Source organism: Mycobacterium sp. AT1 (assembly GCF_002043095.1).
In the GTDB taxonomy this organism is placed as follows: Bacteria; Actinomycetota; Actinomycetes; order Mycobacteriales; family Mycobacteriaceae; genus Mycobacterium.
The window spans coordinates 46,630-70,209 of record NZ_MVOC01000048.1; the positions used below are offsets into that span (position 1 = coordinate 46,630).

28 protein-coding genes and 1 riboswitch are annotated in these 23,580 nt (G+C 66.7%); of the genes, 11 read left to right on the plus strand and 17 right to left on the minus strand.

The features are described from left to right. Positions 1–43: 43 nt before the first annotated feature. Positions 44–709, plus strand: a complete 666-nt coding sequence (locus B1790_RS21730; RefSeq protein ID WP_079925326.1) for a GntR family transcriptional regulator — start codon at positions 44–46, stop codon at positions 707–709. Between the two features lie 50 nt (positions 710–759). Here the strand turns inward: B1790_RS21730 and B1790_RS21735 are convergent, their stop codons facing one another. Continuing rightward, positions 760–1,392: a TetR/AcrR family transcriptional regulator gene (locus B1790_RS21735; RefSeq protein WP_233165255.1), complete on the minus strand. Its 633-nt coding sequence runs from the start codon at positions 1,390–1,392 to the stop codon at positions 760–762. 133 nt (positions 1,393–1,525) lie between these two features. Between B1790_RS21735 and B1790_RS21740 the strand changes: the two genes are divergently transcribed. Next, complete coding sequence (locus B1790_RS21740; RefSeq protein ID WP_079925328.1) at positions 1,526–2,389, plus strand: NAD(P)H-binding protein; 864 nt, start codon at positions 1,526–1,528, stop codon at positions 2,387–2,389. A gap of 16 nt (positions 2,390–2,405) precedes the next feature. Here B1790_RS21740 and B1790_RS21745 read toward each other — a convergent pair whose 3' ends face one another. Genes B1790_RS21745 through B1790_RS21755 form a run of 3 tightly spaced genes read right to left on the minus strand, consistent with a single transcriptional unit; the run spans position 2,406 to position 4,544 of the window. Further along, complete coding sequence (locus tag B1790_RS21745) at positions 2,406–2,945, minus strand: hypothetical protein (RefSeq protein ID WP_079925329.1); 540 nt, start codon at positions 2,943–2,945, stop codon at positions 2,406–2,408. Next, complete coding sequence (locus B1790_RS21750) at positions 2,938–4,062, minus strand: NADH:flavin oxidoreductase (protein WP_233165256.1); 1,125 nt, start codon at positions 4,060–4,062, stop codon at positions 2,938–2,940. The genes B1790_RS21745 and B1790_RS21750 overlap by 8 nt, the downstream gene beginning before the upstream one ends. Then, on the minus strand, positions 4,059–4,544 hold the full coding sequence (locus B1790_RS21755) for a peroxiredoxin family protein (RefSeq protein WP_079925331.1): 486 nt from the start codon (positions 4,542–4,544) through the stop codon (positions 4,059–4,061). Before B1790_RS21755 ends, B1790_RS21750 begins: the two co-directional genes overlap by 4 nt. A gap of 164 nt (positions 4,545–4,708) precedes the next feature. On the opposite strand from B1790_RS21755, the gene B1790_RS21760 reads away from it, so the two are divergent. Further along, positions 4,709–5,278: a TetR/AcrR family transcriptional regulator gene (locus tag B1790_RS21760; RefSeq protein WP_233165257.1), complete on the plus strand. Its 570-nt coding sequence runs from the start codon at positions 4,709–4,711 to the stop codon at positions 5,276–5,278. 19 nt (positions 5,279–5,297) lie between these two features. Here the strand turns inward: B1790_RS21760 and B1790_RS21765 are convergent, their stop codons facing one another. From B1790_RS21765 to thiC, 10 genes are all read right to left on the minus strand, one after another. Continuing rightward, positions 5,298–6,524: an APC family permease gene (locus B1790_RS21765; protein WP_079925333.1), complete on the minus strand. Its 1,227-nt coding sequence runs from the start codon at positions 6,522–6,524 to the stop codon at positions 5,298–5,300. A gap of 18 nt (positions 6,525–6,542) precedes the next feature. Beyond that, on the minus strand, positions 6,543–7,382 hold the full coding sequence (locus B1790_RS21770; RefSeq protein ID WP_369832399.1) for a polysaccharide deacetylase family protein: 840 nt from the start codon (positions 7,380–7,382) through the stop codon (positions 6,543–6,545). A 120-nt stretch (positions 7,383–7,502) separates the two neighbouring features. Further along, the gene (locus B1790_RS21775) at positions 7,503–7,772 is read right to left on the minus strand and encodes a hypothetical protein (protein WP_079925335.1); all 270 of its coding nucleotides are present in this window, start codon (positions 7,770–7,772) and stop codon (positions 7,503–7,505) included. 15 nt (positions 7,773–7,787) lie between these two features. Then, the gene (locus tag B1790_RS21780; protein WP_079925336.1) at positions 7,788–9,275 is read right to left on the minus strand and encodes an NAD(P)/FAD-dependent oxidoreductase; all 1,488 of its coding nucleotides are present in this window, start codon (positions 9,273–9,275) and stop codon (positions 7,788–7,790) included. 360 nt (positions 9,276–9,635) lie between these two features. Further along, positions 9,636–9,887 (minus strand): hypothetical protein, encoded by a 252-nt coding sequence (locus tag B1790_RS21790; RefSeq protein WP_079925338.1) that lies wholly within the window; start codon positions 9,885–9,887, stop codon positions 9,636–9,638. 283 nt (positions 9,888–10,170) lie between these two features. Beyond that, on the minus strand, positions 10,171–10,413 hold the full coding sequence (locus tag B1790_RS21795) for a hypothetical protein (protein ID WP_079925339.1): 243 nt from the start codon (positions 10,411–10,413) through the stop codon (positions 10,171–10,173). Between the two features lie 70 nt (positions 10,414–10,483). Next, positions 10,484–11,095 carry a septum formation family protein gene (locus B1790_RS21800; protein ID WP_079925340.1) on the minus strand — a complete coding sequence of 204 codons (612 nt, stop codon included), beginning with the start codon at positions 11,093–11,095 and terminating at the stop codon, positions 10,484–10,486. Positions 11,096–11,113: 18 nt separating this feature from the next. Beyond that, entirely contained in the window at positions 11,114–11,731 is a 618-nt protein-coding gene (locus tag B1790_RS21805) for an alpha/beta family hydrolase (protein ID WP_079925341.1), read from the minus strand. After that, entirely contained in the window at positions 11,728–12,567 is an 840-nt protein-coding gene (gene thiD, locus B1790_RS21810; protein ID WP_142271444.1) for a bifunctional hydroxymethylpyrimidine kinase/phosphomethylpyrimidine kinase, read from the minus strand. Before thiD ends, B1790_RS21805 begins: the two co-directional genes overlap by 4 nt. Beyond that, positions 12,564–14,159, minus strand: a complete 1,596-nt coding sequence (gene thiC, locus B1790_RS21815) for a phosphomethylpyrimidine synthase ThiC (protein WP_079925342.1) — start codon at positions 14,157–14,159, stop codon at positions 12,564–12,566. The genes thiD and thiC overlap by 4 nt, the downstream gene beginning before the upstream one ends. Next, positions 14,152–14,267, minus strand: a riboswitch (TPP riboswitch). It overlaps the preceding gene by 8 nt. Positions 14,268–14,436: 169 nt before the next feature. Here thiC and B1790_RS21820 point away from each other — a divergent pair. Continuing rightward, complete coding sequence (locus tag B1790_RS21820) at positions 14,437–16,188, plus strand: MFS transporter (protein WP_198952082.1); 1,752 nt, start codon at positions 14,437–14,439, stop codon at positions 16,186–16,188. A gap of 1 nt (position 16,189) precedes the next feature. On the opposite strand, the gene B1790_RS21825 is transcribed toward B1790_RS21820, so the two are convergent. From B1790_RS21825 to B1790_RS21835, 3 genes are read right to left on the minus strand one after another with little or no spacing between them, the layout of a single operon-like run. Further along, positions 16,190–16,987 (minus strand): exodeoxyribonuclease III, encoded by a 798-nt coding sequence (locus tag B1790_RS21825; protein ID WP_079925343.1) that lies wholly within the window; start codon positions 16,985–16,987, stop codon positions 16,190–16,192. A gap of 4 nt (positions 16,988–16,991) precedes the next feature. Further along, on the minus strand, positions 16,992–17,879 hold the full coding sequence (locus B1790_RS21830) for a GNAT family N-acetyltransferase (protein ID WP_079925344.1): 888 nt from the start codon (positions 17,877–17,879) through the stop codon (positions 16,992–16,994). A 9-nt stretch (positions 17,880–17,888) separates the two neighbouring features. After that, the gene (locus tag B1790_RS21835) at positions 17,889–18,482 is read right to left on the minus strand and encodes a peptide deformylase (RefSeq protein ID WP_079925345.1); all 594 of its coding nucleotides are present in this window, start codon (positions 18,480–18,482) and stop codon (positions 17,889–17,891) included. Between the two features lie 135 nt (positions 18,483–18,617). Between B1790_RS21835 and B1790_RS21840 the strand changes: the two genes are divergently transcribed. From B1790_RS21840 to B1790_RS21870, 7 genes are all read left to right on the plus strand, one after another. Then, positions 18,618–18,926: a DUF3263 domain-containing protein gene (locus tag B1790_RS21840; protein ID WP_056550817.1), complete on the plus strand. Its 309-nt coding sequence runs from the start codon at positions 18,618–18,620 to the stop codon at positions 18,924–18,926. A 52-nt stretch (positions 18,927–18,978) separates the two neighbouring features. Then, a complete protein-coding gene (locus B1790_RS21845) occupies positions 18,979–19,446 on the plus strand; it encodes a LytR C-terminal domain-containing protein (RefSeq protein WP_079925346.1) in 468 nt (155 codons plus the stop codon). A gap of 10 nt (positions 19,447–19,456) precedes the next feature. Then, complete coding sequence (locus tag B1790_RS21850; RefSeq protein WP_079925347.1) at positions 19,457–20,164, plus strand: superoxide dismutase family protein; 708 nt, start codon at positions 19,457–19,459, stop codon at positions 20,162–20,164. Continuing rightward, on the plus strand, positions 20,145–21,296 hold the full coding sequence (locus B1790_RS21855) for a glutamate--cysteine ligase (RefSeq protein WP_079925348.1): 1,152 nt from the start codon (positions 20,145–20,147) through the stop codon (positions 21,294–21,296). Before B1790_RS21850 ends, B1790_RS21855 begins: the two co-directional genes overlap by 20 nt. A 40-nt stretch (positions 21,297–21,336) precedes the next feature. Next, positions 21,337–21,960, plus strand: a complete 624-nt coding sequence (locus B1790_RS21860; protein ID WP_079925474.1) for an LON peptidase substrate-binding domain-containing protein — start codon at positions 21,337–21,339, stop codon at positions 21,958–21,960. A 105-nt stretch (positions 21,961–22,065) separates the two neighbouring features. Next, the gene (locus tag B1790_RS21865; RefSeq protein ID WP_079925349.1) at positions 22,066–22,398 is read left to right on the plus strand and encodes a DUF2563 family protein; all 333 of its coding nucleotides are present in this window, start codon (positions 22,066–22,068) and stop codon (positions 22,396–22,398) included. Further along, a complete protein-coding gene (locus B1790_RS21870; RefSeq protein WP_233165259.1) occupies positions 22,398–23,573 on the plus strand; it encodes a hypothetical protein in 1,176 nt (391 codons plus the stop codon). The genes B1790_RS21865 and B1790_RS21870 overlap by 1 nt, the downstream gene beginning before the upstream one ends. Positions 23,574–23,580 lie beyond the last annotated feature (7 nt).

Here is a 23,580-nt window from a genome sequence, read left to right on the forward strand (position 1 = left end):
CATCGATGTCGACATTCAAGTGTTGACACTCGAGGGGCGACGAATGACGGCCGAACCCGGATTCCTGCGCTTGGAGAAGACCAGCCTGCGGGAACAGGCGCTCTCGGCGCTGCGCAAGGCCATCACCACCGGACAGATTCGGCCCGGTACGCATCTGGTCGAAACGGAACTGTCCGAGGCGCTGCAGATCAGCCGCGGCACGCTGCGCGAGGCCATGCGCCAACTGCAGCAGGAGGGTCTGATCTCGGCGGGCGCCAGGGGCAGGCTCTCGGTGCGGCACCTCGACACCAAGGAGATCCGCGACATCTTCGGTGTCCGCGCCGCGTTGGAGGCCTTGGCTGCAAGCGAATTGGCGTCACGACCCGACCGGGCCGACGTCGTCGCCGAACTCCGCGGAGCCGTCGAGGACATGGAGCGCTGGGCGGCCTCCAACCTCGAAGACCGCATCGAGGCGGACCTGCGCTTCCACCGGACGCTGTGCCGGCTGTCGGGCAACGAGACGCTGATGCACTCGTGGTCTTCGCTGGAGGGCAGCATCCGGATGTCGATCATGTACGCCGGCGTCGAGCGGGCACTGAAGAACATGGACGCCAAACGGCACCTGGAGATCGTCGACGCGATCGAGTCGGGCGACGGTGTTGCGGCGGCCGACGCGGTGCGCGCGCACATGGCCGGCGCGGCGTCGGTGCTGGTCGACGGCGCTGCCTAGCGGCGCACCGTCCCCGAACATGTTGCTGCCCAACGGGATTGAGTGCGAGCTCAATGCATCGGTTCGCCATCGGAGTCGGTCACGCCGGCCATCGTCAGGATCGTGTGCAGCGTCGTCCGCAAGGGGCGGACGTCGCGATGAACTTGAGCGAGCAGTAGTCCGCCTTGCAGCGCTGCCAGCATGGTGACAGCAAGGTCGTCGGGATCGACCCCGGCCGCCAGACGTCCCTGGTCGTTCAGGGAACGCAATCCCTCCTGAATTGCGTTGGCCCAGCGGCCGAATCCCGCGGCGACCAGTGCGCGGGCCTCGGGGTCATACTCGGCCAGCTGGCTTCCCAAGGCCCCCAGCGGGCAGCCGCCTTGGCCATGGATGGCATCGGCGTGTGCGACGACCAGATCGCGCCACGCCGCGAGGCTTTCAGCAGTCCCAAGGTTGGCGTTTGCGGTGTTGTTCACCAGTTTGTCGGCTTGGTGCTCGACGACCGCGTTGATCAGCTGCTCCTTGTCGGCGAAGTAGTGGTAGAGCTGTGAGCTGCTCACTTCTGCGGCGAGCTTGACGTCGTCGAGCGTGGTGGCGGTTATGCCGCGCTCCCAGATCAATCGAGCCGCCGCGTCGACGATGCGTGCGCGCGTCCGTTGCCCCTTGGGGGTCAACCTGCCGGGCCCGTTCGTCGTTCTCGTCACCGCGTCACCCCGGAAGCGTTTTGGTATTGATAATCCATTTTCGCTCCAGAATTGTGGATTGCATGATCCATTACACGGTACCCAGGCCAGAGTTCGCTCGCTTACCCGCAAGCCGCCGCGATGCGGGTGCGGCATGAGCGGGCCGATCGTCGTCACTGGTGCGACCGGAAACGTCGGGCGCCCCTTGGTGGCTCTCCTCGCCGACGCCGGAGTCGAGGTTCGCGCCGTCACCCGCAATCCGGCGGGCGCCAATCTGCCCGGCGGCGTGCAGGTCACCGATTCCGTCCGTGGGGCGCTGCGGGGAGCGTCGGCGGTCTTCCTCAATTCTCGTGCGCTCGCCGCGGATCTGGAGCAGGTGATCACGGACGCCCGGGAGGCAGGAAGTGTCACTCGGCTCGTCGCGCTGTCGGCGGGTAATGCCGACGACGACGTCGCACGGCAGCCGTCGCGTTTTCGCGGTGACCGAAACAAGGAAGTCGAGCAGCTGGCGGTCGATTCTGGGCTCGCGTGGGTGAGCGTGCGGCCGGCGGTGTTCGCCTCGACGTCTGCGGACATGTGGTCGGCCCAGCTGCGTGCCGGTGACGTGGTCAGCGGCCCCTTCGCCGACGCGTCGTTCGCGCCAATCGTGGATGCCGACATCTCCGCCGTCGCTGCCCAGGCTCTCCTCGGCGGGCACCTCGATGGTCGGCGAATTCCGCTGACCGGGCCACAGGCGTTCACCGTCGCCGAACAGGTCGCCGTCATCGGCGACGTCTTGGGCCGTCGGATGCGGTATCAGCAAGTCGACCCCGCCCTGGTGCGGAGCCGCCTCGTCGACTCCGGGGTGGCACCGGAGTTCGCCGACGCCTACGTCGCCCTGCAGGCTGCCGCCGCGAAACAACCCGCGGCCGTCACCGGAGACGTCGAGGAGATCTTGGGCCGGCCGGCCACACCGTACGCCCGGTGGGTGGAGGCACACCGCGATCTCTTCAGCAATCAGGCACATCTCACGAACTAACGGCCCAAAGGCCCAGCTACCCTTTGGCTTTCGCTTCGGCCACGCTGCCTGGACCTTCTGCGACTCCGTTATTCCACAACTTGGATCTGAGCAATATCCAGAAGATCATCAGATGTGCGACAACGACCGTGGGAGCGTAAAACGTATAGATGAAATAGGCGGGACCGAGGTTGAAACTGGGCAGATTCGTCTGCACGACACCGCGCAATGTGTTGAGCAGATCGACGAATCCCCAGATGCTGAACACCCACACCAGCGGTATGGCGAAACGCCACCCGCCGCGCAGCGCGAAGATGGAAGCCAGGGCCAGCGCCGCCGCCAAGAGATCACCGTATGCAGCAGCGGAAAGTGCCTCTCTGGGCAGCTTCGGATCGACCATGCCCGTAACCAGCAAGACCATTCCCACATAGCGGAAGACGTGCACGAAGATCGGTGGGACGAGAGCAGAATTCAGGGAGAGCTTCGTCAGTCTCGGCCATACATACCACTTGGCGACGAGGGCGCAGACGACGCAACTCAAAAGTAGCTGCAGCCAGAATATTGCGGTGTCATTCATCGCGGGTCGTACCCTTCACATCGGTGACTTCCCAGTCCTTGACGGTCGCCAGCGGCCCGAACAGGTCGGCGGGCAGGTCCGCCGAAAGCGGCTGTCCCGTACGCACGCGATGTGGCCAGTTCCGGTTGGCCAGAGCGGGTTTGGCCAGGGCGACGACGTCGGCGGCACCGGAGTCGATCATGGCGGCGGCGTCGTGGGGGTCGTCGAGGTGGCCGTTGGCGATGATCGACAGGCGGCTGTACTGCTTGGCCAGCTTCGCCAATGGCTTGACGGTGTTGTCGAAAGCCGGTGCCAACGCGCGGTATTCGGTGGTGTGAATGTAGTCGATCCCGGTGTCGGCCAGAGCGGTGAAGATTTCGGCGGCGTCGTCTTCGCCTCCGGCCCAACGATGTTCGTTGTCGGAGACCTTGCCCTGAGAAATCCGGATACCGACGGCGATGTCCGCTCCGACAGCCGCTGCGACGTCACCGCAGACCTCGGTCGCCAGCCGGACGCGGTTGGCGACGCTACCGCCGTAGCCATCGGTGCGGGTGTTGAGGTAGTCGGTGAGGAATGCGTCGATCAGGTATCCGTTGGCGCCGTGGATCTCCACACCGTCGAACCCGGCGTCGCGGGCCATGCGGGCGGCGTTGACGAACGCGGCACGGACCTGCGCGATGTGTTCAGCGGTCATCGCTTTGGGAATCTGATACGGGCCGGACCCGCGGTACATCGCCAGCTGCTCGCCTTTGGGTCGCACTGCTGAGGGCCCCCAGGTGGTGGTGTGCGGGTTGCCTTGTGACTGGCTGCCGGCATGCATCAACTGGGCGAAGAACTTCGCCCCAGAGGCGTGGACACCGTCGACGACTCGAGTCCAAGCCGCGGAGTGGGAGGGATTGGCGATGCCGGGTTGAAAGAAGTACCCCTGGCTGGCCTGGTCATCGATGTAGAGGCCTTCGGTGATCAACAAGCCGAAGCCACCGTCGGCGAAAACCCGGTAATACGAACCGATTCGATCGGTGGGTGCACCATCGGCTGCCGCGCTTACGCGGGTCATCGGCGCCAGGGCGATGCGGTTGTCCAGTCCTACGTCGCCGATGAGAGTCGGGCTGAAGAGATCGTCTTGGTGGTGTGTCACTGTGCGTCCGGACGTGCGGACACGTACTTGACGAAGCCGGCCACGTCGTCGGGAACGAGCCGTCCGATTGCCCCACTCGAATACACGGCCAGGCATACCGTCCCATCCGGTGCCAAGATGACTCCGGTCGACTGCAGATAGTGCGGGTCGTCGTTGACGTAGGCACCGATCGCGTCGGCGACCTGGTCGGCGTCGGCGCCGTATCCGACGGGGAAGCGCAACTTTCGCTTGGCGACTAGTCCTGTCGAGGTGTCCTCGTCGTCGACCGAGAGGGCGACGACCTTGACGTTGAGCTCGCTCAGAGTGTCGAGTGCGCGCGAGAACGAGCCGAGTTGCGCGTTGCAGTAGGGGCACCAGGAGCCGCGATAGATCAAGATGACGCCGTATGAGCCGGCGAGGTCGCCCGGCAGGCTGATCGTGCCGCCTCCCACGGCGGGAACGTCGATCGGGGGGAACGGCTGACCGTTCTTGAGGCTCGGCACAGAGGGGTCCTTTCATCGTGGTTCGGTGACCACACGTGATGGATCATGCTGAGGGAAAAGTGGACTGACAATTCCAATTCGGATACTGTCCGGCCGTGGCGACAAGGGAACGTGGTTCTGTGCCGCGGCTGACGGCCCGCGGGGCGGTCACCAAGGCTCGCATCGTGGCTGAAGCCACGTCTCTGGTCCGTGAGCGCGGCGTTGCGGGCACGAGCCTCGACGCGGTGATGAATGCCAGTGACACCAGCAGATCGCAGCTCTATCACTACTTCGCCGACAAGGACGCCCTCATCGGCGAGGTGATCAAGACTCAACTCGGGCGGGTCATCGCCGCACAGGAGCCACGCCTAACCGAGGTGACGTCCTGGACCGGTCTGCAGCGTTGGTGCCACCACCTTGTCGCCACGACGCGCACGACACAGGGAATCGGCGGTTGCCCCCTCGGCTCCCTGGTGAGCGAGCTCGCCGACCGATCCGACTCCGCGCGCCTCGAGCTCGCGCGGTCGTTCGCCGAATGGCAGTCCTATCTGTCCACTGGCTTCGCAGTCATGCGAGACAACGGCGAACTCGTCCCCGACGCCGACCCGGACGAACTCGCGTTGACGATGATGAGCGCACTGCAGGGCGGACTGCTCATGGCGCAGACCACGCGCAGCGTCCGTCCCCTCGAACTGGCCCTCAACATGGCACTAGGGCACATCGCCGGATACCGGACCATCCCGACACCTGAGTAGCGGACTCGAGGAATCGCAGTCAGACTCGACGACCCACGGCGGCGTAGAGCGCCGCTCCGACCAGCAAAACCGCCATCCCGGTGAGCACCGACGCGGCAGGCAGGGTGAACGCCAGCACGAGGCACCCGACGAGTCCTGCAACCGGAATGAGCTTGGCGCCCAACGTGATTGCCGAGGCGTTGGCGATCGCGTAGTAGACCAGCACGGCGAACGACGAGAACCCGATGGCGCCCCGCAGGTCGAGTACGCCCGCGAGCACGGCGACGACGGCTCCGACGACGAGTTCCGCGCGGTACGGAGTCGCGAACCGCGGATGCACGGCGGCCAGGGCCTGCGGCAGATGGCGATCGCGCGCCATGGCCAGCGCGGTGCGCGACACCCCGAGGATTAGCGCGAGCAGTGAACCGAGCGCCGCGATCGTCGCGCCCACCCGCACGACCGGCGTCAGCCCCGGGTAACCCGCGGCGGTCACCGCGTCGGCCAAGGGCGCCGTCGCGGAAGCCATTTCGGCACTACCCAATTGGGCCAGTACTGCGATCGCGACCGCCGCGTAGACCACCAGGACGAGACCCAGCGAGATACGGATCGCGCGCGGGATCGTCGTCGCCGGATCCCGCACCTCCTCGGCCAGCGTGGCGATGCGCGCGTATCCGGCGAACGCGAAGAAGCACAGTCCGGCCGCCTGCAGCACCCCGAGCGCGCTCGCGTCGTGAAACGACAGATGCGAGGCGTCAGCGCCACCCGAGGTGGCGATCGCGACGACGACCGTCGCCAACGCCGCGAGCACGACGGCGACGATGATCCTGGTGAGCCACGCCGACTTCTGCACCCCGACGGTGTTGACCGCCGTCAGCGCCACCACCGCGCCGACCGCGACGGCGTGCGCGTGGGCGGGCCAGGCGTAGACGCCGACCGTGAGCGCCATGGCGGCACACGACGCGGTCTTGCCGACGACGAAGCTCCACCCGGCGAGGTAACCCCAGAACGGGCCGAGCCGCTCCCGACCGTAGACATACGTGCCGCCGGACTGTGGGTAGAGCGCGGCGAGGCGGGCCGACGAGGTGGCGTTGCAGTACGCCACGACCGCGGCGACGGCCAGTCCGATCAGCAGCGCCGAGCGCGCGGCGGCCGCGGCGGGTGCGAGTGCGACGAAGACGCCCGCGCCGAGCATCGAGCCGAGACCGACGGTGACGGCGTCCGTCGTGCCTAGGGTGCGTCGCAGGGCAGGCGGTTCTGGCACGGCCACGGGTGAGAGCGTAGAGCCTCAGGTTGGGTAGGCCGACGTGAGGCGGCTGGCCTCCGGCTTGGAGAAGACGTCGTTGAGCGTGACCGTGCGCAGGCGCCGGTCGTGGATGATGTCGACCAGTTCGCGGTACACGCCAGTGACCGGCGGGTGGTTGAGGTGGCCGATCACGATCTTCTGCGGCACGTAGTACTTGTCGGCGTTGGCGACGATGTCTCGCGGCGCCAGGATCTGGTCGTCGCCGATGTTGCCGTCCCACAGCGCGGTCTGGGTGTAGCCGAAGTCGGCGGCCACCGACTGGACCAGATCGTTGTACGCGCCGTAGGGCGGTCGGTAGTAGGGCGTGGCGTCCACGCCGAAGGTGTCCCTGATGAATTGGTCGGTGTGGCGCAGCTCGTCGGCGATCCGGCTGCCGGTCAGCTTCGTCAGATCGGGATGGATCCAGGTGTGGTTGCCCAGCTGGATCTGACCGGATTCCACCAGGGGTAGCAACAGGTCGCGGTTGTCGGTCCACGACGCGTACACGCCGGTGACGAACATCGTCAGGCGGATGCCGGTGTCCTTGGCCAGCTGGGCGTACGCCCGCACCACCCCGGAGTCGACGCCGTCGTCGAGGGTCAGCGACAACAGATCGCCGGGACCGGGCAGCGCGCTGAGCACCCCACCGCCGGGAAGTGCGATCCGCGTCTGCGGTGGCGGAGCGGGGAGCAGCTCGGGCCAGGGCGGTGGTTGCGGCAGCCCGACCGGTGCCGGGGGGACGGCTGCCGGTGCGGCGTGGCTCGCCCCTCCCGCGCCGCAGCGGACGAGGGCAATGCCAGCTGCTGATGCGACGACGCCCATGAGCACGTTGCGGCGGGACAGCATGGTCCCTTCCGTCACTCTGGTCACATCGGGCACGTCCAGCAGGGTAACTGCCGCGCGACCGATAGCCCGGGACGCTGGGCTGACAGTTAGCTGAGTGCCGGAACTAGTGGGTGCGCGTCAGCGATTGCGGATGACGTTGACTGCCAGGTAGCCGCCGTACCCGAGCAGTCCGACCACGGCCAGCTTCCTGGTCTGCGGCAGCGCCACGCCGAGACCCAATGCCGTCTCGAGGCCGCCGTTGATCTTGAGGAAGCGTGCGGTGTCGTTGGGGAACGCCGCCTTCGTGATGCCCTCGAAGAGCTCCGGCCGGACGAAGTGCGCCACGCCGGTTCCGGCCAAGGCCAATCCGGCGAACGTGGCTGACTTCGAACTCTTCTCCTGCGGCACGAATGGATCCTCTCGTCAGGCAATCTGGTAGTCGGTCAACGGAAATTCGGATGCTTCCTTGATCGCCGTCTCGGTGGACGACGGACGCAGCAGGGTCGGTTCACCCGCCGGGTTGAAGTAGTACGAATGAGCGCTGCCGCAGTTGCCGTTGGTGAACAGGGAGTCGCCGAGCAGCTCGGTCATCCGGTCGAGGAACGCGGCGTTGGCTTCCTCGGTCACCTCGAACGTCGTCGCACCGCGCCGCTTCACCTCGGTCAGCAGCCGGCCCATCAGCCGCATCTGGTATTCCATCGTGTTGAAGAAGTTCAGTCCGAGGAATGCGTACGGGCTCGCCAGGCTCAGGTAGTTCGGGAAGTACGGCATCGACACACCCTGGTAGGCCTGGAACCTGGTGTCGCGCCACCACTTTCCCAGATCCCGACCCTCGCGGCCGATGATCTCGATGGCGGGGAAGTTGGCCTCCCACAGGTCGAATCCGGTCGCCAGCACCAGGGTGTCGACGACGTTCTTCGTACCGTCCTTGCCGACGATGCCGTCGGCGACGATGTGGTCGATGCCCGCGTCCTGCAGGTGCACATGGGGTTTGGTGAACGCGCGGTAGTACCCGTTGGAGAAGGTCGGGCGCTTGCAGCCGAAGTCGTAATCCGGCGTCAGCCTGCGACGCAGGTCGGGATCGCGGATCACCGCGAAGCGATGCAGTCGGGACAGGTCGGCGGCCGAGATGTTGAACCGGCCGCGGAAGGTGCGGTAGTGCCGCACTCCGACGGAGACCATCACCTCGTAGATCGAATCGGTCAGCCAACGAAGGACGCGCTGAGTCAACGGGATTCGCGCGAACATCCGCTTGGTCCGCTCGCTGAAGCGCACGTCGATCTTCGGCACCACCCAGATGGGGGTGCGCTGGTAGACCGTGACGTCTGCGGCCTGCTTGGCGAGTTCGGGGATCAACTGCACGGCGGTGGCCCCGGTGCCGATCACCGCGATGCGGCGTCCCTCGGGGTCGAAGCCGTCCTCCCACTTGGCGGTGTGGACGACCTTGCCCGCGAAGTCGGCGATGCCCGGAATGTCGGGCATGGCGGGCTGGGACAGGAATCCCGTGGCGGTGACGAGGTAGCGGGCGGTCAGCGTCGTGCCGCCGGCCAGGGCGATCCGCCAGTGGCTGGCGTCCTCGTCCCAGCGCGCACCCTCGACGGTGGTGTTGAAGCGCATGTGCTTGCGGACGTCGTACTTGTCGGCGACGTCGTCGGCGTACTGCTTGATCTCCGGGCCCGGGGTGAACAGGCGGGACCAGTTCGGGTTGGGCTCGAAGAAGTACGAGTACGTCGTGGTCGGCACGTCCACGGCGAGGCCGGGATAGTGGTTGACGTACCAGGTGCCGCCGAGGTCGTCCTCGCGGTCCAGGATGACGAAGTCGTCGACGCCGTTGCGCTTGAGCTGAATGGCTGCGCCGATTCCCGCGAACCCTGCTCCGACGATGACTGCGTCAAAGTGCTCCGAAGTCATGGCAAGACGGTACCTCAGGTACCGCCGACGCCAGTTCGGCCGTCAGCCCTTGATCGATCCGGTGCGCTTGTCCTCGGTGGTGGCGATGTAAGGAGCCACTCGTCGACGAGATTCATCGCAGCGCGGCCGCCGCCAATACATAGACGTAAAACGCTACGTAATAGCAGAGCCAGCCCAGGCTCGCGGCGGCGAATCCCACCGAGAGGGAACGGCTACGAGGGCTAATCTGCAGCACGAGAGCGATCACCCCGGGGATGATCCACGTCAAGAACAAGAATGTGTACAGCCCTGGGTAGATAACGGCGGAGATCGCTCCCAGAATTAAACCGAGTAGTTGTTGTACCGGGACACGCTGCTCGTTCACCACAGCGCAAACCAGCCCAGGACCGGAAGCCCGATCAACGCGCCGATGCTGACTGCGAGGCCGACCCGTCGGGCACTGGTGCTGCGGGGTAAACGAAACAGCGCTATTCCTGCAAGGCCAACGACGAGCGATGTGACGACAGTGGCGAGGGTGGCGTGGGGTGGTGGATCGGATTCCCACAATGACGTCATGATCGGCAGACCCGCCCAGAAGGCGCCGCCAAACGCCGCGCCCGCATAGATGCTCACTATCCAATCTCTATGCGTCATTCCGGCAGCCTACTTTCGGGGGAGGATGATTGGATCTGTGACGGGGATGGTCGGCGCGCTCCCCAAGGGGCCAAGGGCCGTCGTTCCTAGAGGCGATATGACCAAAGGCGGCATGCCTCCGGAGGCGACCGGACCGCGTGGAATGTCGGGTATGCCGGCCGGCTCGCTCATCCCGGGAACAGCGGGGAGCACGTTGTTGAACGCGTAGGGCAATTGCAGATCGCCGATACCGCGTTCGGGAAAAGTGAGAAGTGCTGGATTGTCAACCAGTGGTGGCCTGGGCTGCCTTTGCAGCAGCGTCGTCGGTCATGTATCCGGTATCGGCGGCGACAACAGAGTTAGTGCTCATATCGATGTCCATAGCCGGCTCACCCCCATCGGACGCGTGGGCGTCCGCGGAAAGTTCATCGATCATCCGTGCTATGCGCAACGCTTCCTGATGTGCCTCATTGGCGCCGGCCGCCAAGGCCAGCGCCTGTAAGCCGGATTTTTCGAATTTGGTCACCGAACGTGTCATGGCGTCACGGGCAGCATCACAGGCGCCGCCCTCCCATGTCGAAATGTCGACTATGGACTCAGCCCTTGATGGATCCGGTGCGCTTGTCCTCGGTGGTGGCGATGCAGACGATGGCCCGGTCGCCCTGACCCCAGGTCTCGGCGGTGGGGTAGAGCACGAACACGCCGACCGACGAGTCCTCCATGGCGGACGGGGAGTACGACTCGAGTTCGGCGGGGCACTTGTTCTGCCAGTCCGTGATGACCGCTTCACCGGGGTAGGCGCCGTCGGGCATGGTCAGGACCGCGTATGCCTCACCGGCGTGCGGCTTGCTGCAGTCGGTCTTGGGCACCAACTGGACCAGCGAGGCGTCCGGGATCTCGGTGAGGCAATCGCCGACGGCCAGATCGGTGGCGATGACCTTGTCCTTGGTGGCGACGATGAAGAACACCGCGGCTCCCGCCACGCAGGCGGCGAGCAGGAAGGCGGCCACCGACAGCCCGATGATGAGGCCCTTGCGCGACTTCTTCGGTGGTGGGGCATAGGGGTAACCGGGCTGCGGTTGGCCGTACTGCCCCGGCGGCGGACCGTAGGGATTCTGCTGATAGGGCAGAGGTGGCGGCGGCGGGTACTGCGGACCGGGGTGCTGATACGCAGGCGGCTGATTCGGGTCTCCCGACGGCCAGGTCATCCCCGGAAGATAGCAGGATCAGGGCTGCAATGACCGGAGTGCGGCGTCGACGGCCAACGCCGGGACGTTCAGCGTCTTGGAGCCGAGGTCGTGGCGGGCACCCGTCACCTCGACGACCTCGGTGGGACCCGCGACAAGGGCCGCGGCCGACCGAATTTCGTCGATCGCGCCGAACGGGTCGGAGGTGCCGTGGGTGAACACCGTCGGAACGGTGATGCGGGGAAGGTGTTCGGTGCGTGCGCGTTCGGGCTTGCCTGGCGGATGCAGCGGATAAGAGAACAGCGTCAGCACGTCGACCGCCAGCCCGTCGGCGACTGCCATCGAGGTCATCCGGCCACCGTAGGAATGGCCACCGACGAGCACGGGTCCCGTGGTCAGCGAGCGGGCCAACGCAACCGCCTCACCGACACCGGCCTGATCGGAGGCCGCCGAGCCCGACGGCGGACCTTTGGGGCGACGCCGACGGAACGGGAGGTCGTAGCGCACCGCCAGCCAGCCGCGCGTCGCCCACTCGTCGCACAGCCTGACGAGCATCGGTGACTCGCGATTGCCGCCCGCGCCGTGGGTAAGCAGGACGATGCCGGTGGCCTCACCCGCCGGTGCGTGGGTGACGCCCGCGATGGCCTCGAAGCTCACGTGGTGAGCCGGAAGAGTGCCGACACCGGGCCGTGCCCATGCCCCAACGGGTATGCGGCGCGCAGACATTCGGTGATCCAGCGCTTGCCGAAGGCCACCGCATCTGGCACCGAGTAGCCGTGGGCCAGCGCCGTGGCCGTTGCGGCGGCCAGCGTGTCACCCGCGCCGTGATCGTGGGGGGTGTCGATGCGCTCGGCGTCGAATTCGTGAAAGTCGGTGCCGTCGAACAGAAGATCGGGGCTGTGCGACGACGACCGAAGGTGCCCGCCCTTGACCAGCGCCCACTTCGGCCCGAGGGCATGAAGGGCCTTGGCCGCGTCGCGCTGGGTGGTGGCGTCCACGACCTCGATTCCGGTGATGAGGAGCACCTCGTCGAGGTTCGGGGTGACCAGCGTGGCCAACGGGAAGAGCTCGTTGCGCATCGCGTCCAGCGCCGAGGGATGCAGCAGCGGGTCGCCGTGCATCGAGGCGCAGACCGGGTCCACGACCAGCGGTGGCGCCAAGCCCTCGGCGGACAGGTCGCCCCACGTCTCGGCGACGGCGCCGATGATCTCCGAGGACGCCAGCATGCCCGTCTTGGCGGCCTGGAAGCCGATGTCCTCGGCCACGGCCCTGATCTGCCCGGCCACCACGTCGACGGGGATCTCGTGAAAGGCCTTGACGCCCACCGAGTTCTGCACCGTGACGGCGGCGACCGACACGCAGCCGTGCACGCCGAGCAGGGCGAACGTGCGCATGTCGGCCTGAATGCCCGCGCCACCACCGGAATCGGATCCGGCGATGGTCATCACACGCAGCGGGGCCTGCCCCGGCGGGGTCAGCGGAAGGAAGTTCACGTGCTCAAGGGTAGATAGATGCGGTTGCCGTGGTCGGCGAACTCCTGGGATTTGGCAGCCATGCCCTTCTCTCGGGCATCTAGGGCGTCCCGCACGTCGTGGCTGATCCGCATCGAGCAGAACTTGGGACCGCACATCGAGCAGAAGTGCGCGGTCTTCGCCGGCGCGGCGGGCAGTGTCTCGTCGTGGAACTCACGGGCGGTGTCCGGGTCCAGCGACAGGGCGAACTGGTCATGCCAGCGGAATTCGAAGCGCGCCTTCGACAGGGCGTCGTCACGCTGCTGGGCGCGGGGATGTCCCTTGGCCAAATCGGCTGCGTGAGCGGCAATTCGGTACGCGATGACGCCGTCCTTGACGTCCTTGCGGTCGGGCAGCCCGAGGTGTTCCTTCGGGGTGACGTAGCAGAGCATCGCCGTGCCGGCCTGGGCGATGACGGCCGCACCGATCGCCGAGGTGATGTGGTCGTAGGCGGGCGCGATGTCGGTGGTGAGCGGGCCGAGCGTGTAGAACGGCGCCTCCTCGCACAGCTCCTCCTCGAGCCGGACGTTCTCGACGATCTTCTGCATCGGCACGTGGCCAGGACCCTCGATCATCACCTGGACCCCATGGCACTTCGCGATCTTGGTCAGCTCGCCGAGGGTCTGCAACTCCGCGAACTGCGCCTCGTCGTTGGCGTCGGCGATCGACCCGGGACGCAAACCGTCACCGAGGGAGAACGTCACGTCGTAGCGGGCGAGGATCTCGCAGAGGTCGGCGAAGTGGGTGTAGAGGAACGACTCGGTGTGCCGGGCGAGCATCCACGCCGCCATGATCGACCCGCCTCGGCTGACGATGCCCGTCACCCGGTTCACCGTGAGCGGGATGTGCCGCAGCAGCACCCCCGCGTGCACGGTCATGTAGTCGACGCCCTGCTCGCACTGCTCGATTACGGTGTCGCGGTAGGCTTCCCACGTCAGCGCGGTCGGGTCGCCGTTGACCTTCTCCAGGGCTTGGTACAGCGGAACGGTCCCGACGGGAACCGGCGAGTTGCGCAGAATCCACTCGCGGGTCGCGTGGATGTCGCTGCCGGTGGACAGATCCATGATGGTGTCGGCACCCCAGCGGGTGGCCCACACCATCTTCTCGACCTCTTCGGCGATGGACGACGTCACCGCCGAGTTGCCGATGTTGGCGTTGACCTTGACCCCGAAGGCCTTGCCGATGATCATCGGCTCGCTCTCGGGGTGGTTGTGGTTGGCGGGGATCACGGCTCGGCCTGCGGCCACCTCGGCGCGGACCAACTCGGCCGGGACGCCCTCGCGTTCGGCGATGAAGGCCATTTCGGCGGTGACCTCGCCGGCGCGGGCCCGCTGCAGCTGGGTGCCACGGTCGGCGACCACTCCGGGCCGCCCCGGCAGGCCGGCCGACAGGTCGATCACGGCCGTCGGGTCGGTGTACGGGCCGGACGTGTCGTAGAGGTCGAGGTGCTCGCCGTTGGTCAGGTTGACCCGGCGAAGGGGCACTCGGCCCCCGTCGGGCAATTCTCGGTAGACCTTCGTGCTTCCGGTGATGACACCGGAGGTGACGGAAACGGGGTCGGAAACAGAATTCATCGCAGACACTCCCTACGCCGGCATTACCCGGTCAGGTTCATACGGTCGACGGCGCTTGTTCCTAGCCGTCCTCTCAGCGCACTTGCGTGCGCTCCCGCGCGGACGGAAGTCAACGTACCTCAGGATCTGGCCGGTGCGCGAGGGGAGTGGGAATAGGAATTGCCACGAGATGTTTTGTATAGCTAACATATGTGTTTTGGGCAATGTGGCCCGCTGGAGCGGATGTCGCCGCCGGGGCGGCTCCGTGCACCGATTTGTCGATACGTGAAGCGAACTGATGACGACTGAGATCGAGATGACGAAGACCGACGAAGCGCTCGCCCAGACCGCCACCCGACGGCGTCGGATGGATCACGACCACCCGCACTACAAGTGGGTTGTGCTGTCCAACACGACACTTGGCACGCTGCTGGCGACCATCAACGCGTCCATCGTGCTGATCTCGCTGCCCGCGATCTTCCGCGGCATCGGGCTCAACCCCCTGGCGCCCGGCAATGTCAGCTACTTGCTGTGGATGCTGATGGGGTACCTGGTGGTCACCGCGGTGCTGGTGGTCCCCTTCGGTCGGCTCGGCGACATGTTGGGCCGGGTGAAGATCTACAACTGGGGCTTCGTGGTGTTCACCGTCGCCGCGGTCGCGCTGTCGTTCGACCCGTTCCACCTCGGCGGTGGCGCCCTGTGGCTGATCGCCTGGCGCGTGGTGCAAGGCGTCGGAGGCGCGATGCTGATGGCGTCGTCGTCGGCGATCCTCACCGACGCGTTCCCCGCCAACCAGCGCGGCATGGCCCTCGGCGTCAACATGGTCTCGGCCGTCGCCGGCTCGTTCCTCGGCCTGCTGATCGGCGGATTCCTGTCCGAATGGCACTGGAAGGCCATCTTCTGGGTTGGCGTGCCGATCGGCATCCTCGGCACCATCTGGAGCATCCGGTCGCTGCGCGAGCTCGGTGCCCGCACGCCAGGAAAGTTGGACTGGCCGGGCACGCTGACCTTCGGGCTCGGACTGACGGTGCTGCTGGCAGGCATCACTTACGGCATCCAGCCCTACGGTGACAACACCACCGGCTGGACCAACCCAATGGTGCTCGGCGCCATCGGAATTGGCCTGCTGTTGCTGGTGGCATTCTGCTTCATCGAGCTGCACGTGGACTCGCCGATGGTCGACATCCGGCTGTTCAAGTCCGCCTCGTTCGGCATGGGCAACCTCGCCGGCTTGATGTCGTCGATGGGTCGCGGCGGCCTGCAGTTCATGCTCATCATCTGGCTGCAGGGCATCTGGCTTCCGTTGCACGGCTACAGCTTCGAATCCACCCCGCTGTGGGCGGGCATCTATCTGCTGCCCATCACCGTCGGCTTCCTGGTGGCCGGGCCCATCGCGGGCTCGCTGTCGGACCGCTTCGGCGCCCGGCCGTTCACCGTCGGCGGCATGCTGCTGATGGCCGCGACGTTCATCGCGCTGGTGCTGATCCCCGTCAACTTCGACTACTGGGTCTTTGCGGTGTTGGTCTTCCTCAACGGTCTTGGCGGCGGCATCTTCACCGCCCCCAACACCGCGGCGATCATGTCGAGCGTGCCCGCCGCCCAGCGCGGTGCGGCGTCCGGCGTGCGTGCGACGTTCTTCAACGCGGGCTCGTCACTGTCGATCGGCGTGTTCTTCTCCCTGATGGTCGTCGGCCTGGCCAACACCTTGCCGTCGGCGATGAGCAATGGGCTTCAGGCGCAAGGGGTTTCGTCCTCCGTCGCCAACGACGTGGCGAGTCTCCCGCCGGTCGGCAGCCTGTTCGCGGCATTCCTCGGCTACAACCCGATGGGTGAGTTGCTCGGGCCGTCGGGCGCGCTGACCCAGCCAGGCGTCAACGCCGACGTGCTGACCGGAAAGACGTTCTTCCCGCAGCTCATCACCGAACCGTTCCACTCCGGGCTGAGCGTGGTGTTCATCGCCGCCGCGGTGATGATGCTGCTCGGCGCGGCGGCGTCGCTGTTCAACCCGGGCCGCTACGGCTCGGAGGCGGGCGCCGACAACGCGGCGTGACCTATCCGGAGAGATCCACCCACACCGGTGCGTGATCACTCGGCGCGGGGGTGCCCTTCTTGCCGGGCTTGCGTTCGTCGCGCGCGATCTCGGCGTGGCTCACCTGGGCGGCCAGCGCCGCCGAACCGAGGATGAAGTCGATGCGCATGCCTTGGCGCTTGGGGAATCTCAGCTGCGTGTAGTCCCAGTAGGTGAAGTTGCCCGGCGGCGGCGTGAACGGCCGGACCACGTCGGTGAACCGACTCTCGATGGAGCGGAACGCCGCCCGCTCTTGTTCGGTGACGTGGGTGCTGCCCTTGAACACCTCGACGTCCCACACGTCGTCGTCGGTCGGCGCGATGTTCCAGTCTCCGACCAGTGCGATCGGCGTCGACGGGTCGTCGGCCAGCCAGCCGGAGGCGGTGTCGTCAAGTGCGGCAAGCCATTCCAGCTTGTACGCATAGTGCGGGTCCTCGATCGTGCGCCCGTTGGGCACGTACAGGCTCCAGACCCGCACTCCGCCGCACGTCGCGCCGATCGCCCTGGCCTCGTCGGCCTCGTTGAACGCGGGCTGGCCCGCGAAGCCGAGCGCGACGTCGTCGAGCCCGACCCTCGACGCGATCGCGACGCCGTTCCACTGGTTGTGCCCGACGTGCGCCACCTCGTAGCCCAGCGCGGCGAACGGCATCGTCGGGAACTGGTCGTCCTTGCACTTGGTTTCCTGCATGGCCAGCACGTCGACGTCGGCGCGCTCCAGCCAGCTGGTGACCCGATCGATTCGGGAGCGGATAGAGTTGACGTTCCAGGTGGCCAGTCGCACGCGGTTACCCTAGCGACACGTAGCGGGACCGGTGGTGCACCCCGAAGCCCGTCGACTCGTAGAGCCTGGTCGCGGGGGCATTGTCGGCCAAAACTTGGACGTAGGCGCGGGTCGCCCCCTGCTCGAAGGCCCATGCCAGCAGCCCGTCGCACAGCGTTCGCGCGAGCCCCCGGCGGCGGGCATCCTCGGCGACGTGCACCGATGACAGCCCGGCCCAGCGGGTGCCGTCGGGCGCCGCGGTGACGGCCACCCGACCGACCGCGGCGTCCTCCAGGGTCCCGAACGCGACGACGCCGTCGACGACCGCGGTGAGCACGTCGACTGGCACCTGCCGGGGATGCAGGCGCAACCACGCGTCGTCCGGCCGTGGCGTCACCCACAGTGATGCGCCGACGGCGCCATCGGTCAATTGCCGTGCCATGACCACGTTCTCGCCGTCGGTCGGCTTATCTGTCGGGAGGCGGAAGAGCCGGTCCGGCACGGCGAGCAGTGCCCGAGCTCCGCGGGCGGCGTACCAGTTTGCGATCTCGTCGAGGTGCTCGCCGGGGGTGGGCAGCAGCGGCACCGCCGAGTTCGCCCGCCTGGTGACGCCGTGGCCGAACCGCAGCAGCCAGCCGTCGAGCCACTCGTGCTCGACCCCGGGCCAGCCCAGCGCCGCTGCGTGTTCGAGGTTGCGGATGTCGCGATTGCGTACCGGCGCGGTGGACAGCGGCCTGATCGACACCACGTCGGCCGTCGAGACGGTCACCACGTCGCCGGCCTTGGTCTCGACCAGAAGCGTCGGTCCGACCTCGCGCAGATGCCCGACGGCGTCGCTCATCGGCGGCACCGAACCCGCAGGCAGGCGGTAGCGCAGGCTGACCCTGGTGCCGACCTCCGGAAGCTCAACCACGGTGGAACATCAGTGTCCGAACGGGTCGGGATCCTCGCCCGGCGTCCACGACAGCCCTGGCACACCCCACCCGTTGGACTTCACGGCCCGCTTCGCCGCACGGGCGTGCCTGCCGATCAACTTGTCGACGTAGAGGAACCCGTCGAGGTGTCCGGTCTCGTGCTGCAGCATCCGGGCAAACAGGCCGTTGCCCTCCAGCGTGATGGGCGTCCCGTCGGCGTCGAGTCCCGTCACGCGCGCCCAACTGGCCCGGCCCGTCGGGAACGACTCGCCGGGAACCGACAGACAACCCTCGTCGTCGTTGTCGGGATCGGGCATCGTCTCCGGCACCTCGGAGGTCTCGAGCACCGGGTTGACGATCACGCCACGACGGCGGGTCGCGCGACCGCGCTCGTCGGCGCAGTCGTAGACGAACACGCGCTTGGAGACCCCGATCTGGTTGGCGGCCAACCCGACACCGTTGGCTTCATCCATCGTGTCGTATAGATCTTGGATGAGATCTGCCAGCTCTGCGGGCAACGACCCGTCGTCATCGACGGGGATCGGACTGGTCGCAGTGTGCAGGACGGGATCTCCCACGATGCGGATGGGTACGACGGCCATGCGGAGAAGATTAGTGGGCGAGCTCTCGGCTGCCGACTCGCGGGCAAGGGTCACGGCTCCAACGGGTCTGCCGTGGTTGAATGTGGGCCGTCACCACCGGAATGTCTTGAGTGTTTGGAAGGGTCCACAGAGCAAATGGACGGCGCCATTGCGCGGACTGAAAAGTCCGGGGACGACGAGGCTCTCGCCGACGGCCTGAACCGCCGCGAACATGACATCCTTGCGTTCGAACGGCAGTGGTGGAAGTACGCGGGTTCCAAGGAAGACGCGATCAAAGAACTCTTCTCCATGTCGGCGACGCGCTACTACCAGGTGCTCAACGCACTTGTCGACCGTCCCGAAGCCCTCGCTGTCGATCCCATGCTGGTGAAGCGACTCCGACGCGTGCGGGCCAGTCGCCAAAAGGCCCGGGCCGCGCGCCGCCTCGGCTTCGACGTGACGTGATCGGTACCTAACGGTTTTCGCCCTTCGGGGGCGGCTCGATACAGTGAGTGCGATGAATCAACGAGACTCCTCCGGGTTGCCGCTGCGCGCCATGGTCATGGTGCTGCTGTTTCTCGGTGTCGTGTTTCTGTTGGTTGGCTTCCAAGCCCTCGGCTCCGGTGACGACGACGACGCCAGCTCGTCGGGTGCCACCACCACCGTGACCACCACCACGGCTCCGACATCGGAGACCTCCGAACCGGCCGCCGCCAAGCCCGACGTCCGGGTGTTCAACACCTCCGAGATCGCCGGCCTGGCCGATCAGACCGCCACCCGACTGCGCGACGCGGAGTGGAACGTCACCGAGACCGGGAACCTCACCCTGGAGGGCGTCACCGCGACGACCGTGTACTTCGGCGAGGCGCCGGGGGAGAAGGAAGCCGCCGACGAGATCGGCACGCTACTCGGCGCGGCCGTTGAACCCAGGACACCCGCGGTCGCAGAACAACCGCCCGGCGTGATCGTGGCAGTCACCGGTTAGGCTTTCCGGCATGCCGATCTCTGCCCCGCTCCGCCTTCTCGCCGCCGCGGCACTCATCGTTCCCATCGCGGCCGCGTGCTCCCCGTATGAGCCCGTCGCCACACAGCCTGGAACCACTCCACCGGTGTGGACCGGTTCGCCGCCCCCGTCGGCCGCGGGCGAGGCAGGAGAGGGCGCCGAAGGCACCACGACCACGACCGGCGAGACGCTCACCGCCGACCTGAAGACCGCGGACGGCACGTCGGTGGCAACCGCGGAGTTCGTGTTCTCCGGCGGGTACGCCACGGTCACCGTCAAGACCACCGCGTCGGGCCAGCTGACGCCCGGTTTCCACGGCATGCACATCCACTCGGTGGGCAAGTGCGAGCCGGCCTCGGTCGCCCCGACCGGCGGCGCGCCCGGCGACTTCAACTCCGCGGGTGCGCACTTCCAGGTCGGCGGCCACTCCGGGCATCCGGCCAGCGGCGATCTCTCGTCGTTGCAGGTGCGCACCGACGGTTCGGCGATGTCGGTGACCACCACCGACGCCTTCACCGCAGCCGATCTGGAGGCCGGCACCAAGACGGCCATCATCATCCACGAGAAGGCCGACAACTTCGCCAACATCCCGCCGGAGCGCTACCAGCAGGTGAACGGCACGCCCGGCCCCGACGAGACGACGATGGCCACCGGTGACGCCGGTAAGCGGGTGGCGTGCGGTGTCATTTCCCCCGAGTGAGTCGACGGTTGGTCCGAGACCCCAACGGATCGACTTCAAGGGGTCGGCCCGGCCAACCATCGGGGTTGAGTGGGAGTTCGCGCTCGTCGACCGCGAGACGCGTGAGCTGAGCAACGAAGCGGCGGCGGTGATCGCCGAAATCGGCGAGAGTCCGCACGTCCACAAGGAATTGCTCCGCAACACCGTCGAAGTCGTCACGGGGATCTGTGACAACGCGAATGAGGCGATGGACGATCTGCGGGCGACCCTCGCGCCGGCCCGTCGGATCGTGCGGGCCAGGGGGATGGAGCTGTTTTGCGCGGGCACCCATCCGTTCGCCAAGTGGTCGGCCGAGCAGTTGACCGACGCTCCGCGCTACGCCGAGCTGATCAAGCGCACTCAGTGGTGGGGCAGGCAGATGCTGATCTGGGGCGTGCACGTGCACGTCGGGGTTTCCTCTGCGCACAAGGTCATGCCGATCATCACCTCGCTGCTGAACCACTACCCGCACCTGCTGGCGCTCTCGGCCTCGTCGCCGTACTGGGACGGTGGCGACACCGGGTACGCCAGCAACCGAGCGATGATGTTCCAGCAGTTGCCGACCGCCGGCCTGCCCTTCCACTTCCAGGAGTGGTCGCAGTTCGAGCAGTTCGTTCATGATCAGAAGAAGACCGGCATCATCGATCACATGAACGAAATCCGTTGGGACATAAGGCCTTCGCCTCATCTGGGCACCATCGAGGTGCGCATCTTCGACGGAATCTCCAACATCGCCGAACTCGGTGCGTTGGTGGCGTTGACCCACTGCTTGATCGTCGACCTGGACCGCCGCCTCGACGCAGGCGAACACCTGCCGACGATGCCGCCGTGGCACGTGCAGGAGAACAAGTGGCGGGCCGCGCGATACGGCCTCGACGCGGTCATCATTCTCGACGAGGACAGCAACGAGCGTCTGGTCACCGAGGATCTCGACGACCTGCTGAACAAGTTGGAACCGGTGGCGAGGTCTTTGGGCTGCGCCGACGAGTTGGCGCAGGTGTCCAGCATCTACCAGACGGGCGCGTCGTATCAGCGCCAGCGGCAGGTCGCCGATGACAACGACGGCAATCTGAAGGCCGTCGTCGACGCGCTCATCGCCGAGCTGGTTCTGTAGCTTCGCGGGCGGGTAACCGACACCTGTGACGATCAGCCCGATGTTCCCGCTGGAGTCCGTGCGCCTGCCGGGTGAAGATCTGCCGCTACGCATCTTCGAGCCCCGCTATGGCGCGCTGGTCCGCGAATGCCTGAACGGTGCACGTGAGTTCGGCGTCGTCCTGATCGCCGCTGGGCGTGAGGTCGGCGGCGAGGACGCCCGATGCGACGTGGGCTCGATGGCGCACATCGTGGACTATCAGGACCTTGGTGAGGGCCGTTACCTCTTGGCATGCGAGATGCGCCAGCGGATCCGCGTGACGTCGTGGCTCGACGACGACCCGTACCCGCGCGCCGACGTCGAGGTGTGGCCCGACGAGCCGGGTCCGACGATCACCGGTGACGACATCGCCGCGGTGGAGGACCGTCTGATGGCGATCTTCGAACGGGTCGCCGCCGCGCAGGAGGCGACACTTCCGTCGCGTTCCGAACTGCTCGGCGAGCCGGAGCCCGGAGACGACGCCGGAAAGCGGTTGTACGCGTTGTCGTCCCGCGTACCGATGGGCCAAGCCGACCGGTATGCGGTGCTCGCGGCACCCTCTGCGGCCAAGCGGTTGGACGCATTGCGGGACGCCGTCGAAACCGTCGCCGCGATGATCGAGTTTCAGCTCGCCGAAGGTGAATAGTCCCACGTCACCGTCGGTCTGACAGCTGATTGCCAGCAACGTCCCGGCAAATTGACTGGCCCGAGGTGAGAGGCTTTTTGGGTTGCTGCGGGAAGGAGCAAGCCAATGGTCGCGCACAGTCTGGAAGTGGACGTGACGCATCTGCATGCCGGTGCAGACCGGTGCGTCGATGCGGCCGGGATCGCGTTGTCCGGCGCCGGCAATCTCGAATCCAAGAGCCCGACAGCGGGGATGTTCGGTGACTTTCCCGCAGCCCATGCATTTCACGGGGCACTCGCGACGGCTCACCAGTCGCACGTCGAGCGGTTGCGAGAACACCACCGGTCGCTGACCGGAATCAGTGACAAGAGTCGTTCTGCGGCAGATGAATTCACGGCTCAGGACGCCTCTGGAGCCGAGTACCTTCGGGCGACCGAAGCTCGTATTGACTCGGTCTGATGCCGCAGCCAACGGGATTCGTCAACTTCTCCGCCGGTGAATTGACCAGTGCGGCTGGCGGTGATCCGTGGCAGGTGAACGACGAACTTCAAGCCGGTGACGCAGATGCGATCAACGCCCAGGCCGACGCCTATCACGCCGCCGCAGGTTGTGTCGCGGAGGTCGAAGACGATTTCGTCTCTGCCAAACAACGTTTCGAGAAAGGGTGGCGGCGCAACGGGACCGAACATCCGATCAACGACTCCCCCGAGGCAACCCAGGCTGCCGCAACCATGAACCTGCAGAAGCCGCAACTGGCGAAGATCGCAGTCGACTTGGAGGATGTCGCGGCGGCGTTGGCGACGGCGCAGCGGACCTCCGACGGTGACATCGCCGGGCTGGACAACCTGCTGCACGGAATCGACGACGCAATCAGCCGCGCGAAGGCCGATAAGCAGGACCCCCAGCATTTGCACGACACTGCGGTCGCCGCGGTGCGGACGACTCTGGGCTCCGTGCAAGGCATTCGCAACACCTATGTGGGCACGATGGCTTCGGCCGAGGCGGCGATGAACGCCGTGACGGGTCAAGCGCCGGCCGCCGCGCCAGGTGGCGAGCCGGACGCAGGCAAACCGTCTGAGGAGGGCAAGCCTCCGACGGTGACGAAGGGAGACGTAGCGATCACGGCCGCGGGTGCAGTGGCAGGAGGCACCGCAGACGGCGTACGTCAGACGACACTGCGGCTGATCGACCAATCGCCAGGAACAGGGCCCGGCAAAGCCGACCCGGGATTGCTGAAGTGGCTGGAGGATCCGAAGATCGGCGGCGTCGAGCTGAAGGGCTTCTCGCGCGTCGGCGGGCTGACCGCCGCGGCCAGCGCCGTGCCCGCCGTCTTGTCCGACGTCCACGACGGCAACTCGGTGCCAGAGGCTGTGACGCGGGAGGGTGCCGGGACCGCCGCGGGCTTATACGCGGGTGCGGTGGGCGGTGGCTTCGTGGCGGATCTCGTCGCGGGTGGGGCAATCGGATCGGTGATCCCGGGGGCTGGAACAGCGGTTGGTTTGGTCGTGGGCGCCGGGGTCGGGGCGGCGACGGCCTTGGGTGCGTCCAAGGCGGTCGAGTGGGCCTGGAACCCTGTCTCGGACGCCGTGGGCAGCGCCGTCCACGGCGTGGAATCACTGTTCGGGTCCGGCTAGGCGCGGG